Annotated in this window: 14 protein-coding genes, 2 pseudogenes and 1 riboswitch; of the genes and pseudogenes, 4 read left to right on the top strand and 12 right to left on the bottom strand. The window is 36.3% G+C overall.

The genetic code is table 11. The annotated features are described in order from the left end of the window. Position 1: 1 nt before the first annotated feature. Positions 2–469: an Hsp20/alpha crystallin family protein gene (locus ACZ5R4_RS15880; RefSeq protein ID WP_109985456.1), complete on the bottom strand. Its 468-nt coding sequence runs from the start codon at positions 467–469 to the stop codon at positions 2–4. Positions 470–646: 177 nt separating this feature from the next. Next, positions 647–758, top strand: a riboswitch (SAM riboswitch). Positions 759–842: 84 nt separating this feature from the next. Here ACZ5R4_RS15880 and ACZ5R4_RS15875 point away from each other — a divergent pair. The 3 genes from ACZ5R4_RS15875 (at position 843) to ACZ5R4_RS15865 (ending at position 4,374) form a co-directional block, all read left to right on the top strand. Further along, a complete protein-coding gene (locus ACZ5R4_RS15875; RefSeq protein WP_109985457.1) occupies positions 843–2,558 on the top strand; it encodes a PLP-dependent aspartate aminotransferase family protein in 1,716 nt (571 codons plus the stop codon). A gap of 302 nt (positions 2,559–2,860) precedes the next feature. Further along, positions 2,861–3,757, top strand: coding sequence for an SGNH/GDSL hydrolase family protein (locus ACZ5R4_RS15870; protein WP_277678661.1), 897 nt, complete (start codon positions 2,861–2,863; stop codon positions 3,755–3,757). 11 nt (positions 3,758–3,768) lie between these two features. Next, a complete protein-coding gene (locus ACZ5R4_RS15865; protein ID WP_109985459.1) occupies positions 3,769–4,374 on the top strand; it encodes a YpmS family protein in 606 nt (201 codons plus the stop codon). Between the two features lie 76 nt (positions 4,375–4,450). Here the strand turns inward: ACZ5R4_RS15865 and ACZ5R4_RS15860 are convergent, their stop codons facing one another. From ACZ5R4_RS15860 to ACZ5R4_RS15810, 11 genes and pseudogenes are all read right to left on the bottom strand, one after another. Next, on the bottom strand, positions 4,451–5,083 hold the full coding sequence (locus tag ACZ5R4_RS15860; RefSeq protein WP_464367606.1) for a response regulator: 633 nt from the start codon (positions 5,081–5,083) through the stop codon (positions 4,451–4,453). 1 nt (position 5,084) lies between these two features. Beyond that, complete coding sequence (locus tag ACZ5R4_RS15855; protein ID WP_464367605.1) at positions 5,085–6,110, bottom strand: sensor histidine kinase; 1,026 nt, start codon at positions 6,108–6,110, stop codon at positions 5,085–5,087. After that, positions 6,107–6,823: a cell wall-active antibiotics response protein LiaF gene (gene liaF / locus ACZ5R4_RS15850; protein ID WP_277678659.1), complete on the bottom strand. Its 717-nt coding sequence runs from the start codon at positions 6,821–6,823 to the stop codon at positions 6,107–6,109. The genes ACZ5R4_RS15855 and liaF overlap by 4 nt, the downstream gene beginning before the upstream one ends. Positions 6,824–6,911: 88 nt before the next feature. Then, positions 6,912–7,541, bottom strand: coding sequence for a PspA/IM30 family protein (locus tag ACZ5R4_RS15845; protein WP_054861260.1), 630 nt, complete (start codon positions 7,539–7,541; stop codon positions 6,912–6,914). A 21-nt stretch (positions 7,542–7,562) separates the two neighbouring features. Further along, positions 7,563–7,883 (bottom strand): lmo0954 family membrane protein, encoded by a 321-nt coding sequence (locus tag ACZ5R4_RS15840; RefSeq protein WP_054861261.1) that lies wholly within the window; start codon positions 7,881–7,883, stop codon positions 7,563–7,565. Positions 7,884–8,129: 246 nt separating this feature from the next. Then, positions 8,130–8,963: pseudogene (locus ACZ5R4_RS15835) on the bottom strand (IS3 family transposase); the annotation flags it as partial. Continuing rightward, the gene (locus ACZ5R4_RS15830) at positions 8,921–9,622 is read right to left on the bottom strand and encodes a helix-turn-helix domain-containing protein (RefSeq protein WP_464368471.1); all 702 of its coding nucleotides are present in this window, start codon (positions 9,620–9,622) and stop codon (positions 8,921–8,923) included. The gene ACZ5R4_RS15830 and the pseudogene ACZ5R4_RS15835, both read right to left, overlap by 43 nt. Positions 9,623–9,753: 131 nt before the next feature. Continuing rightward, complete coding sequence (locus ACZ5R4_RS15825) at positions 9,754–10,314, bottom strand: hypothetical protein (protein WP_054861661.1); 561 nt, start codon at positions 10,312–10,314, stop codon at positions 9,754–9,756. 233 nt (positions 10,315–10,547) lie between these two features. Beyond that, positions 10,548–10,955, bottom strand: a pseudogene (locus tag ACZ5R4_RS15820) (transposase); the annotation flags it as partial. A 170-nt stretch (positions 10,956–11,125) separates the two neighbouring features. Further along, positions 11,126–12,430 (bottom strand): hemolysin family protein, encoded by a 1,305-nt coding sequence (locus tag ACZ5R4_RS15815; RefSeq protein WP_464367604.1) that lies wholly within the window; start codon positions 12,428–12,430, stop codon positions 11,126–11,128. Between the two features lie 57 nt (positions 12,431–12,487). Continuing rightward, a complete protein-coding gene (locus tag ACZ5R4_RS15810) occupies positions 12,488–12,886 on the bottom strand; it encodes a MerR family transcriptional regulator (protein ID WP_277679528.1) in 399 nt (132 codons plus the stop codon). 168 nt (positions 12,887–13,054) lie between these two features. On the opposite strand from ACZ5R4_RS15810, the gene ACZ5R4_RS15805 reads away from it, so the two are divergent. Then, a complete protein-coding gene (locus ACZ5R4_RS15805; protein ID WP_054861659.1) occupies positions 13,055–13,987 on the top strand; it encodes an aldo/keto reductase in 933 nt (310 codons plus the stop codon). Positions 13,988–14,124 lie beyond the last annotated feature (137 nt).

Raw genomic sequence — 14,124 nt, 5'->3', positions numbered from 1 at the left:
CTTAATCAATGGTCATCTTATTTTGATCAGCTTCTAGCTTTGGTCCCCAAATCTTTAATACCCCCTCCGAAAAGGATGCTTTCGCGGTCCTTTTATCCACTACATATGGTAGTGTGACGGTTCTACGATTTCGAAACTCTTTACGTTCTTTGTGATAATAATGATACGTTTGATCTACCTGTTCGGTTTCATGCTTGTGAGAAATATCAATAGTTAGTTGATTCCCTAAAAAGTTAATTTGTATTTGTTCTTTTTTAATTCCAGGTAATTCAACCTTCACAAGCCACTCTTCATCTGTTTCCAAGACATCTACCGGAATTCTCTCTGGACCTCTCGCCTGTTCAAAAAATTGATCAATCGATTTCATCACATTGTTCGCTGGTTTATCGTATAAAAAGGCATCGAGCTTCTTAATAAAATGTTCTCCAAAACGAGATACACTATGATTCGGTTGATTGCGATTTTCCATACTTATCCTCCTTTTCCCATTCTTTTTATAGTGTATGCGTCTAATTTTCGAAAGTAATGGGCTATCGTTAGAACAAAGGGAAGCAGGAACCCTCGTTATTCAGAAAATTCATTTTATTTTTATTGACGACAAAATTTTTATCCGATATAATAGAAAACAATTAATTACATACAGAAACTCTTATCAAGAGTGGCAGAGGGACTAGGCCCGTTGAAGCCCGGCAACCGTCAATGGAACATCCATTTGAAAAGGTGCTAATTCCTACAGGTATGGACCTGATAGATAAGAGGAGGATGATCAGGACACGAACCTCTTCTTAGCTTAAGAAGAGGTTTTTTATTTTAAAAAAATAATCTTTCTGGAGGGAAATTTCATGACACATTCATTTAATGTAACAGGAACGGAAACGGCACTATTGCACGCAGGACAGCAAGTAGATCCAACAACTAATTCAAGAACCGTACCAATCTATCAAACTACTTCTTACGTTTTTAATGATACAGAGCATGCTCAAAATTTATTTGCTCTGGCGGAGCCTGGAAATATTTATTCCAGAATTATGAACCCTACAATAGATGCTTTTGAACAACGCATTGCTCAATTAGAGGATGGTGTGGCAGCGGTTGCCACAGCATCAGGTATGGCAGCTATTACACTTGCCATTCTCAACCTTGCAAATTCAGGAGACGAAATTATTGCGGACAGCAACCTATATGGTGGTACTTATAATTTATTTAATAAGACATTACCGAAGTATGGTATAAACGTAAAATTTGTTGATGGAACGGATCCTGAAAACTTTCGAAATGCTATTACTTCTAAAACGAAAGCAATCTTTGGTGAGGTCATAACCAACCCAAGCCTCAACATCTTAGATATTGAGGCAGTATCAGATATTGCCCATGAAAATGGTATTCCTTTAATTATCGATAATACTTTTGCTACACCATTTGTTTGTAAACCTCTTACATGGGGAGCAGATATTGTTGTCCATTCTGCTACAAAATGGATCGGAGGCCATGGTACTACAATTGGTGGTATTGTCGTTGATGGTGGTCGCTTTAACTGGAACAGTGATAAGTTCCCTGGATTTGTAGAACCTGATGAAACCTATCATGGAATTCGCTTCGGTATTGATATTGGCGCACCTGCCTTTGCCATTAAATTACGTGTACAATTACTTCGTGACATTGGTGCATGCTTAAGTCCACAAAATGCCTTTTATTTCTTACAAGGTTTAGAAACATTGCATTTACGCATTGCTCGTCACAGTGAAAATACGAAAGCTGTTGCAGAATACTTAGAAAATCACCCACAAGTCGATTGGGTAGCTTATCCAGGTCTTCGTAATCATCCATCCCATGAACTTGCGAAGAAATATTTACGCAATCATTTTGGTTCTATTATCGTCTTTGGTATTAAAGGTGGCCGTGAAGCTGGTCGCAACTTAATTGATAACATTACACTATGGTCACATGTAGCAAATGTAGGGGATGCGAAGTCACTCATTATTCACCCTGCTTCTACCACTCACCAGCAATTAAATGCAGAAGAATTAAAAGCTTCTGGTGTTACTGAAGAATTAGTACGCTTATCTGTTGGTATTGAGACAGCTGAAGATATTATTAACGATTTAGACCAAGCTATTGCTAAGGCAACAAATTCAGAGCCTACCATCCAGGTAGATGCGGATAAGGCCATTACATGGGCATTATCCTCACCATTCGCTAGAGAAGATGGTGGCATCAGACCGAAAACCATCGCAATACTTGGTTATGATCAAGACAAAGAACAAACGATAACCAACCTGAAAAAATTAGGTTACCAAGTCATTCCTGTAAGTAATACAGACGATTCTCTGTATGGATTAAAAACTGTGAATAAACTTTCCGATATTGAGGAAGAAATTGATATTGCTTTTGTAGCAGATGAAAGTAAAGTAGAAGAAGTCTCTGACCAAGCAAAAATTATTTGGTTTAGAGATGCAGCTAATGAAAAGGTTGTAAATAAGGCACAAGCAAATGGAACGATCATTGTCGAAAATCGTTGCCCATTTAGTGAAGCAGACCGCTTGCGCCGTGGAGAATAATTCGTGATTCTCCCTAATTATCGTTTATTTATCTCCCCAAGATAAATAATATATAGCCGTGAATCCTTTCTTTTACCGGATTCACGGTTTCTTTATGTTTTAAGAATCTCTGCTTGTTTCCAAGTTTCAAGGAGAATGAGCGATAACCCCCTCATTAATGCTCCTTTTATCGTATTTTTTAACATGTTCTTCTTTCCACTTGCATATTTTAACAATACAAGCTCCATGTGTGATTCGCGTATTTTTTGGGTATAAGATTAGTATAGCGAATTGTAACTATTGGATGAGTGAAGGTGTTTTGGATGAAAAAAAGAATTTTATTAGGCCTAAGCATAACGATAATGATAGGCTTAATTATCGCCTTTATTTTTATTATAGATAAGGAAAAGGATGTAATTTTACAAGATGGTACCACACAAGAAGACCAAGCGGATACGGAGCCAGAAGATGCCGTAGAAGCAGAAAGTCCAGAAGAAACATCGGTTCCTAAAGAGATTCGTGACCGAGTAAAAGATGTCGTGATAGATGCCATCCAATTTTTTAAAAAGGATACGGATATTGTTGCGATTGGGGATTCTCTCACACAAGGTGTAGGAGATGAAACAGAAAATGGTGGCTATGTGGGAATTATTGAAGAGCGTCTCGATAACCAGGAGGTAAAGGTCACCATCGATAATTTCGGCAAGAGAGGAAACCGGACTGATCAACTGCTCCAACGTTTACAGGAGGAGGACGAAGTAATCGATTCTATAAAAGGAGCAGATATGGTTCTGATTACTATTGGAGCGAACGATGTAATGAAAATATTAAAAGATAATTTTATGAATTTGACAATGGAACCTTTTAATGAAGAAAAAGAACCGTATGGAGATAGGTTAGAGCAAATACTAAAAAGAATTGAAGCATTACAACCAAATGCCAAAATATATTTATTAGGTCTATTTAATCCATTTGAAAAATATTTTAGTGATATCAAAGCATTGGATCAAATTATGACTCAATGGAATACTGAAAGTAAGCAGGTAGTTAGCCAATTTGAGCAGGCTACTTTTATCCCAATGCAAGATATTTATCAAGGTAGATCACAGAATCTTCTAGCCGAGGATAATTTTCATCCGAATACACGCGGTTACCAATTAATTGCTAATCGGGTATTATCCTATTTAAAAAGCGATTTAGAGGATTCGGCCAATAATTAGAAGGTGATAACTTGAAGGAGAAACTACTCATTAACTGGAAAAAACTTTTTATTTCGTTAGCGATTCTAAACGGGATTATAGTATTATTACTGATTGTGTTTATTTTATGGCCAGTACCTAATGCCTCTTATCCTAGTAAGGAATATATTGAAGAAGATCCCGGTGCAGAATTTACGATTCAATCAAGTAAGGAAAACTTAACAGAGCTTGTAAATGCGTATATTGATAAGCTATTAAAAGATAAAAATGATAAATATGCGGTGAGCTTTGACGACCAAGTACATTTAATGGGAGCAATTGAGGCTTTTTCTACAGAGGTCCCTGTAAGTATTACCTTTGATCCCAAAGTACAGGATAATGGAGATATTATTCTTAAGGCTAGTGAAATGTCGTTAGGATTATTACGTTTACCAAAGGATAAAATTTTAAAATACGTAAATGAACGTGTCTATACACCAGATTGGGTTACTATCAATCCAAAGGAGGAAAGCATCTATTTAGCCTTAACCAAAATGGAATTAAAGAGTAATTTTCGAGTAAGGGCACAACAATTCGATTTGGAAAATGACAGGATAACCTTCCGTTTTAAAGTACCAAACGAAACATTGGGGCTTTAACCTTGTTCAACCGCCTTCAGTGGGCAACATTTCCCCACTGAAGTTCCACCCCTCTCCTTCATCCATGAAAACCAATTTATTTAATGATTCCATGTTGATAGGCATACACTGCCGCTTGTGTTCTATCCTGTACCTCTAGCTTACTCAGAATGTTACTCACATGGACCTTTGTTGTTTTCAATGCAATAAATAGCTCGTCGGCAATCTCTTGATTGGTTTTGCCTTGAGCAATTAGTAATAATATTTCCATTTCTCGATTCGTAAGACTATCATGAAGCCTATTGGTCCGTTGTTTCCGCATATTTGCCATAACCTTTGTTGTTACCTCTTTTTCTAACACACTCTCACCTTTATAGGTATCTCGGATTGCTTGGGCGATTACCTCAGCTTTGGAGGTTTTTAATATATAACTTGTTGCCCCAGCTTCTAATGCTGGATATACTTTATCATCATCGATAAAGCTCGTCACAATGAGAATTTTTGCACCTGGCCATTGTTGCATAATATGGCTTGTTGCTTCAATCCCATCCATTTCCTCCATCACTAAATCCATCAAAATAACATCAGGGCGTAATTCTAAAGCTAGTTCTACCGCTTTTATGCCATTATCCGCTTCTGCTACTACATCAATATCCTCCTGTGTCGATAAATAAGCACTCACTCCAATTCTGACCATTTCGTGATCATCGACAAATAAGACCCTAATCATTTTATTCCTCCTCTATCATCGGCACACGAACCTCTATCCTTGTTCCTTTCTCTGGAATACTAATGATACGGAAGTAACCACCAATTTCCGCGGTTCTCTCCTGCATATTAATAATTCCATAGGAGCCTGCTTGCTTTTCTTCTATATTAAATCCGATACCATCATCTTCTATTTTCAATATGGCAAAGCCATCTCTTTCTATTAATAGTGTATCAATACTTCTTGCTTTAGAGTGTCTTAAAGCATTGGAAACACCCTCTTGTAAAATTCGAAACAGATGATCTTCAATTCCTTTATTTACTTGAATATCCTCCAGCTTCCATGTAACTTCCATTGGCACTTTTGCCCTTAATTCTTGCAAAAGCTGCTCCATACCCTCTTTTAATGATTTGTCCTTTAATAGAACAGGGCGCAAATGCAATAGTAATGCACGCATTTCTAACTGTGCTTGTTGAATCATTGCCTCGACTTGACTTAGCTGTTTCGTCATAGTGGCGTTTTGCTGATGATTGCTCGCATTTACTGCGGAGACAAGCATGGACGCAGCAAACAGCTCTTGACTAACCGAATCATGAAGTTCTCGGGCTAGACGGTTTCTTTCTTCAGAGATTACTTGGTTTATCGTATCCTCTTGATCCTTCGCTCTTTCCTCAATTAGCTTCTGGGCACGCTTCGTTTGCTGTTGAATATAGTCCTGTACTTCTTTTAGCTTTTCATGAACAGAATGGATTTCATCAAAATCCTTCTCATCAGTGAAAGTTTGATTTTTTAGTATTAAGGATAAGCTTTGTTCAAGAAACCTAACTCGTTTGTTAACAACATAGGCTACTATGACACCCACAAGTATGCCAAATAATATCGTGATGGTTGGTACTATAATCAGAAATGGAACTTCCCATACCTTCTCTGTCCATAAGGATCGTAAATTGTCTAACGGAAAGGCAAGAAAAAATAAGGTGCTCAGCAATAGTAAGAAAATAAACGTAACTACTATTATGGTAGCAATTAAACGACTATAAACCTTCATCCTCTTATCACCTCAAGCTTTCCGATTAGAACTTGGGTGTAAATCTTTACCTTTTGGGAAGAAGTATGATAATGGTCTGTTTGCATTTGAATATTTCGATTAAAAGCATTACTCTCTTTATGCTCGAAAACCTGTATTTCCCCATATAAAACAGAGTGATCAATTGATACCTCTACATCATAAGGAACGATAATCCTTACATTACCTACTAGCTGTCGAATAATTACGGTCGATTCTTCTTTTGGTAGCATTGTATTATTTAAGTCAATCGATATATCACTAACAAAAGATTGGATGTTCATATCCTGCCATGCATAAGGTTGACTACTTTTATCATATTTTCCAAACCATTTATTCCAGAAGACTTTTCCTTCTGTTACTACATTCTCAAAAAGTGAACTATCAAGATGATATTGCTTCGGTTCTTTCTTTGTTTTATACCAGCTCCAAGCAATATAAAAAATAATTGCTAATATAATAAAACGTACTGCGAAGGTGTCTATGATGGTAATAAAAAGAAAAAATACCCCACCCCAAAAGATCGTTTTACCGCTCATTTTATGATAGGATCGTTTTCCAAAATAAATAGCAAAGCCCGATAATAAGAGGGTAAACAGGTGACCAGGATTAATAAAGATGAATTCTATCGCAAATAAAACACAGCCAATAATGAAAAGGATGTGTATCCAATCTGTTCGTGTTTTGTTTACCATATAAAGCAGCCCCCTGTCATTTCCATCTTTTATCTCAATAGATTAGAGGTGCAGCGATCACACTGCACCTTTTTAGCATAGCATGTTTTTAGTTAGAAGTAGAAGCCTTTTTTTCTAGTTCAGCAAAGCGAGCATCTAATGTATGCAAACGGTATTCGGTTTGTACTCGTTGCTCGATCCGTTCAATATAGCTTTCAAGCTCAGCGAATTTGGAAGCGCTCTTGGATACTAGCTCTGTTTCAAGCACTTTGTTCATCCCTTGCTTTGTACGTGCGATATTTTCTCTGCTTTTAAGTTCTAATCGTTTGACATATAGATCTTTTAGCTTTTGTTTCATTTGGACATATTGTGTTTCCAGCATTTCTAAATCTTTGATAGCTTTTTCCTGCATCTTATTTAAATGCGCTACTCTAGCTTCAAATTGATCAAGCTCTTGCTTTGCTTCTTTTGCTAATTCTTCTTCTTGCATTTGCTCTGCTAATTCGTATTGTCGTCTGCGTTTTTCGACCATTAATTTCGCTTGGTTCCATTCACGAGTAATGTCTTGCTTAATTTCATATTGCTTTTCAACCAATCGTTTTATTTTTTTCACTTCTTGCTCACATTCGCGAATGTATTGGTTCACATGTGCGATTGGATTTTTTTCTTCCTTTTGATCCATTAGTTCATGTAAGTCTGCCATCACAGAATCCTTTATACGAGTTAATAAGTTTGCCATTTTATCTTCCTCCTTATTATTTTAAAGCTTGTCCCAGTTTAAATAATCATCGTTATAATAAGTATTTTCTTTTTCTTGTTTCCATTTTTTATAGGTGTAATATAACACCACTAATGCAACAATACCGATTAAAGCAGGTATATTAGAGAGTGACATAGAAACACCAATCAATATGACAAATGCCCATAACACTTTTTTCCCTGTTGTTTCAGCTAGTATGAATTTTCTTACTCCATAGTAAGCAATCGCTACACTAATCAAGAGCATGATTATTGGACCGACGTTTGCAAGCAACACGAAGGCTGCAATCACGCCTAAACAAATGAGTAAAAATGTTTTCATTTGCGTTCCCTCCTTCCATACTCTTATGATAGCTTGTCTCCATTCTTTTCATAACTGGCTGTAGATATAACTTGGCTAAGACTTGAGGCTTATTTTTAGTGTCGACTGCGAAATTGGGGATTTTTTTGCGACTTCTGGATTTTTTTTGCGAAAAAAGCGAGGGAGCTAATGAACTGCCCCCTGTCAAGTAGACAGGTAAATAAACAAAATATTTTGTGCCATGTATGACTTTCATGCATGGCTTTTTTATGCTGGAATATTTAAACCCATCTTCAATGTCACGCGCTTTGTGTTATAGAACTCAATATACGCCTTAATATCTTTCTTCAACTCTTCAAATTCGTTATAAGTGTTTAATCGATACATCTCTTCCTTGATGATCCCCCAAAAATTCTCCATTGGACCGTTATCAATACATCTACCAACACGTGACATACTTTGGACAAGTTGATATTTTTCGGCAAAACGTTTAAATCCATGTGACGTGTATTGAAATCCGCGGTCACTATGAACTATTGTTTTCCCTGGGATAATGGTATCTTCAATTTGAGTGATCGTATCACGTACTAAAGCATTGTTATTATGTTGGGATAATTTGTAGGCTACAATTTTATTTTCACCATAATCTAAGATGGCACTTAAATAAGCTTTTGAATGACCTCCATACTTGAATTCAGTGATATCTGTTAATAAGACTTCCATCGCGTTATAGTCTTTTTGAAATTTCCTATTTAGAACATTTTCAGCTATATGTTGTGGTTGATGTGGCTTATACGTATAACGTTTCCGACGGATGACGGCTTTTAACTCGAATAACCTCATTAAACGGTAAACACATTTATGGTTCACTCGGGCGTTGAGATAATGATTAAGATAGATCGTGATTCGGCGATAACCATAAATCCCTTTATGTTCGTTATACACATTTTGAATACAATGGATTAAATGTCTTAAGCGTGTTTCTGTTTTCGTTGGTTTCCGGTTAATCCATTTGTAATAACCAGAACGACTCACACCCAAAGCTTCACAGAGTGAAGCTATTTTGAATCCCTTTTTTTGGAGTTTCTTAATCGTTTGGTATTCTGCTTCAAACCGCGTTTTTGTAACATCAACTCTCTTTCCACTTCTTCTAACTTTTTTAGCGCAGCGTTCTCCGTTTCAAGGTACTCATTCCGTGCTTTTAATGCCGCAATTTCTGTTCGTAATTTTTCCTCATCGGTTTGGACAGTGTCTGGCTTCCCACGGCCACGCCCATCTACTAGTCCTTCAGGACCGTGGGTTTTATACTTTTGTACCCATGAGTAAACATTATTATAGGAAACTCGATATTTTTCAGCTGTCTCTTTATACGATAAGTTATTGGCTAAACATGCTTGGACAACCTCTATTTTTTCTTCTTGTGTCACTTTTCTACTTTTCATTGTATACACCTCGGGATATGGAGAATAAGTTTTTAATCCTTCTCCCTTAGTATACTTGATGATCCATTCTCGAACAGTATAATCAGATGGAATGTTATATTTACGAGCTAATTGAATGACTGGTATGCCTTGTTCTATGTGCTCTTTAACAATAGAGTCTTTAAACTCTTTAGAATAACGATTATTTCTCTTTTTCGTTTGAATGCCTGTAAGCCCATGTTCTTGGTATCTTAGTACCTTATCATTAAATATCGAATCACTTAGCAACAAACCTTTTTCACATAGCTCTCTATAACTCCATCCTTCATCCAGATACATTTGAATATATCTTTCAAGTTCTTCAACGGTATGCTTACTATAAGAACGCATAAAACTCCCCCTAAAGTAGATTTGTTTTTTTCAGTGTCTACTTTAGGGGGAGCATATCATAAGCTCCCCCGCTTTTTTCTCTAACTATAAATACTTTCTAGGAAAGGTATTTCATACTGTGCTAAATATCTTATTAAATCTCCATGATAGATGAGCTTTAGCTCTCGCCATTCTTTTAAATCTTGTGGCCGAGTTAGACATGCCGGCTTTTCCTCCGTATAAATGCCAGCCTCTCGTAGAACGGTTGCTACAAATTCCGAACAGAAAAACGCATGCTCTCGCTGCCACTCTAAATTAAGTAAAACACCGATTAGTCCTAATAAATTATAGCGATATGCATCTGTTTCCTGCTCCATTTGTTTCACTCTTTTAAACAATAGCTCATACATATCTTCTGTAATAGATAATTGATAGATTGCACATTTTGCTTGATAAAAAAATGGTGTTCGTAGATTTTCCTTCACAAATCCGGCAATTAATGGATTATATGGTCGTTTTCTACCAAAACTGTAGACTTCTCTTAATTCATTATCAAAACTAATGGATGCGTGATTTAATGTAGATTTGGTACATATATTAATGATTCTAGAGAAAAAAGTTCCCGTATCTGTGAAAAGAAGATAGACGTTTTTCTTCTTCACCTTTGCCACCCCTTGACATCCACTCTGAGGAAAAATAACAGTAGATCTTTCATAGTAGTATTTTATTAGTATGTGGAAAAAATTACAATAGAATATGTATTTTAACTATAGTACAAATTATGCACTTGTGCAAGATGATTTTGTTCATATGCAGAAAAAAGCCCCAACTATTTAAACATTGGGGATTTCTACTAACTTTGTTCGTTTAGCTTGCCTCACTCATTATATTATTCAAACGCAGCTTCTTCCTCAATTAAATCTTCTTTGACTAAATGGGAACGAAATTGAACAAAGCAGTCCCTCAGTAATTCTTCAACTAAGGGATTGGAACGGAATCGGTTGATTGTACGATAACTCGGTTCATGACCTTGAGCTAACCACATCATTCGAACACTGTCTGCTAACATCGCTTCCATCTTTCTTCCTGAGAAAGCAGACTGCGTATAGTCGCATAAGATTATCTTCAGCAACATTCGAGGATGATAAGCAGGACAACCAGTTTTTCGAAGTAAACCCTTGAACGCTTCCTCTGGAATGCTTTCCACTAATTCATTGATGGCAAAAGCAATATCACTTTCTCGTAATTTAACTTCTAAATTTAAAGGCAAAACAACTTGATTCATGGTATAATGTTTAAACATAAGGACATCCTTTCTGGATTATGGTTTGGTCACTTTAATTCTATCAAAGGGTGTCCATTTTGTTTTACCTAAATTTTGTAGCAATTCTAAAAAACGTGACACCTTCACTATGCTTAGTGTCGGTGCCACGTAATTTCTATTTACCTGGGTTTTGTCCCAGCCTCTTTCATTTACTGTATTCCTTCCAGATAGTTGTTTTCTACAAACGTACTACTTGCTTCCTTTTGATTTTCGAGGATTTCGATCTTCACTTTGCGAACCCTTCTATTCGTTACTTCCTCTACACTTACCTTTAGGTTTTCGTATTCAAAGGTATCTCCTTTTTTCGGGACTGCTTCCAGATTCTCAATAACCCAACCACCAATTGTGTGATAGGAACTTTCGGGTGTTGGGACTTTAAGCGATTCAGCAAAATCGGTTAATTGGTATTGTGCATCGAATTTGTACACATTTTCATTGACTCGAATAATAGAGTGAACCTTCTCATCCTGCTCATCCCAGATTTCCCCAACAATTTCTTCTAGAACATCTTCCAGAGTTACGAGCCCAGCTGTCCCACCGAATTCGTCTAATACGATCGCCATGTGCACCTTTTCCTTTTGTAGCTGTGGTAAAACAGAAGAAATCTTCACAGATTCCACTACAAAAAGAGGCTCTCTTAATAATTCTCTAATATTGACATCATGATATTTTACTAAATGAGTTAGAAATTCTTTTTCCGATAAGATACCTATAATATTATCAATACTTTCTTCATAAACAGGAATACGTGAGAAACGCTCCTTGAAGAAAATATTTTTAATTTCTTCTATCGATTGATCCACATTAATGGCAATCATGTCAATTCTAGGTGTCAGTATTTCTCCAGCAATCGTGTCATCAAAATCCATTGACCGATGGAGTAATCGCCTTTCTTCTTTATCTATAACTCCTTCTTCCTCACTTATATCTAGCATTACCTTAATCTCTTCTTCCGTTACAGAAGGAAGTGGATCTCCCTTCGCAAAAAGCTTGGATATGAGTAATTTTAACCGTGAAAATAAGAAATTAACAGGTGTCAACAATTTAATTAAAAAGTATAGAATGCCAGATATCGTCAAGGAATAGGTCTCAGCATGCTCTTTTGCTAATGATTTTGGTAATATTTCACCGAATATGAGGATAAGTATTGTCATCAGTACTGTACTGATCACTAATGCTAAATTCCCTCCAAATACCTCATTAGCTATCGTTGCAGATATACTGGAAGCTGCAATATTGACAATATTATTCCCAACTAGAATAGTAGATAGAGTATTGTCGAAATGGCTTGCCATATGCAGTGCCTTTTTACTTCCAGCACGGCCCTCGTCTGCAAGGTTTTTGAGTCTAATTTTGTTCACACTTGAAAAAGCAGTTTCTGCTGAAGAAAAGAAAGCTGACATGAAGATTAATGTCGTCAATAAAATAATCGAACTCAGGGGTATATCGTCCAAAAAAATCCACTCTCCTATTAAAAATTTTATGTAAGCGGTTAACATCGATTACATAAGTTAATTTGAAAATAAGACTAATGTTCTCATTAAATCGGATGAATGTGACTGAATGTTTGTTTTCATTTTCATATTTTCATCACCGATGTTATCTATTATTTCATACATCTCTTCCAATTCAAGCTTCAAGAATTTCATTTTCATCTTGAGTTGTTCTACTTGAGCTAAAATGTCCTCAGTGGCCATTTCATTGTTTTTAAGTAATTTTTGTTTTTGCTTGATTTGTTCTAATGGCAGATGCAATTGTTTACACTTTTCAATAAATTGAAGATCTTCCATTGCTGTCTCTTTATAAAGTCGGTAATTCGCATCCGATCTTACACATTCTAACAAACCCATCTTCGTGTAATAATCTATGGTACGTTTTGATACATTTGATATTTTAGATAATTCTCCTATTTTATATACCTTCCCAATATCATCACCTCATTGCTATTATAATGGATAGGAAAAAAACTGTACAGTATAACGTTATGCTTTTTTTATCCTTATCATTCAAGCAATTTTATTTTCTTCTAATAATTGCTTTGATAATATAGTCGTAGATTTAAAAAGGAGTGGTGATCTATGACAAAAAAGGTTCAATTAGGAAAATCCAATTTATATGTTAACCCGATTGGTTTAGGTGCAAATGCAGTAGGTGGTCATAACCTTTATCCCAACCTAGATGAAGAACAAGGAAAAGAGGTTGTGAGAGAAGCCATTCGAAATGGCATGAATTTTATCGATACTGCTTTTATCTATGGCCCTAAGCGTTCAGAGGAATTAATTGGTCAGGTGATAAAAGAGCATGGACACCGAGAAGATTTTGTTGTGGCAACAAAAGCAGCACACGAAATCGTAAAAGATGAGACAAAACTTAATAATTCTCCTGCGTTTCTTAAAGCTTCTGTCGATGATGCTTTAAATCGACTCCAAACGGATTATATCGATCTCTTTTATATCCATTTTCCTGATGAAGATACACCTAAAGCTGAAGCCGTCGGTGCGTTAAAGGAATTAAAGGATCAAGGAAAAATTCGCAGTATTGGTGTTTCCAATTTTTCTATCGAACAACTTAAGGATGCTAATCGTGATGGATATGTTGATGTATTGCAATCAGAATATAACCTTTTTAAGCGTCAAGCTGAAAAAGAATTACTTCCTTACACAGCAGAAAATCAGATATCCTTTGTCCCATACTTCCCACTAGCGTCCGGTCTACTAGGCGGAAGATATGATGAGAACACCACTTTCGATGATTTACGTGCCAATGATCCTCTATTTCAAGGAGAAGCGTTCAAAGCGAATTTGAAAAAGGTAGAGGAATTACGACCGTTAGCTGAAGCAAAAGGAACGGAGATTGCACACATAGTTCTTGCATGGTATTTAACGCGTGATAGTATTGATGCTATTATACCTGGAGCAAAACGAGTAGAACAAGTAAAAAATAACTTAAATACTTTAGATGTGAAGCTTACACAAACAGAAATTGATCAAATAGATCATATTTTCAAATAAGAAGAGGGACAAAACTAAATAGAGAGAATGATAATCCGAACAATCTTCTGACTGAGCGTAGTCAAAATAACGTAGACTCCTGTAGGAATAGCACGAGCTGAAGATCCACTTTGCAAAGTTAGCAGATCGCCGTGGCC

This window comes from Gracilibacillus sp. JCM 18860, from assembly GCF_055395245.1.
The sequence above is the reverse complement of the archived record's forward strand: the minus strand, read 5'-3'. Positions and strand labels throughout refer to the sequence as shown.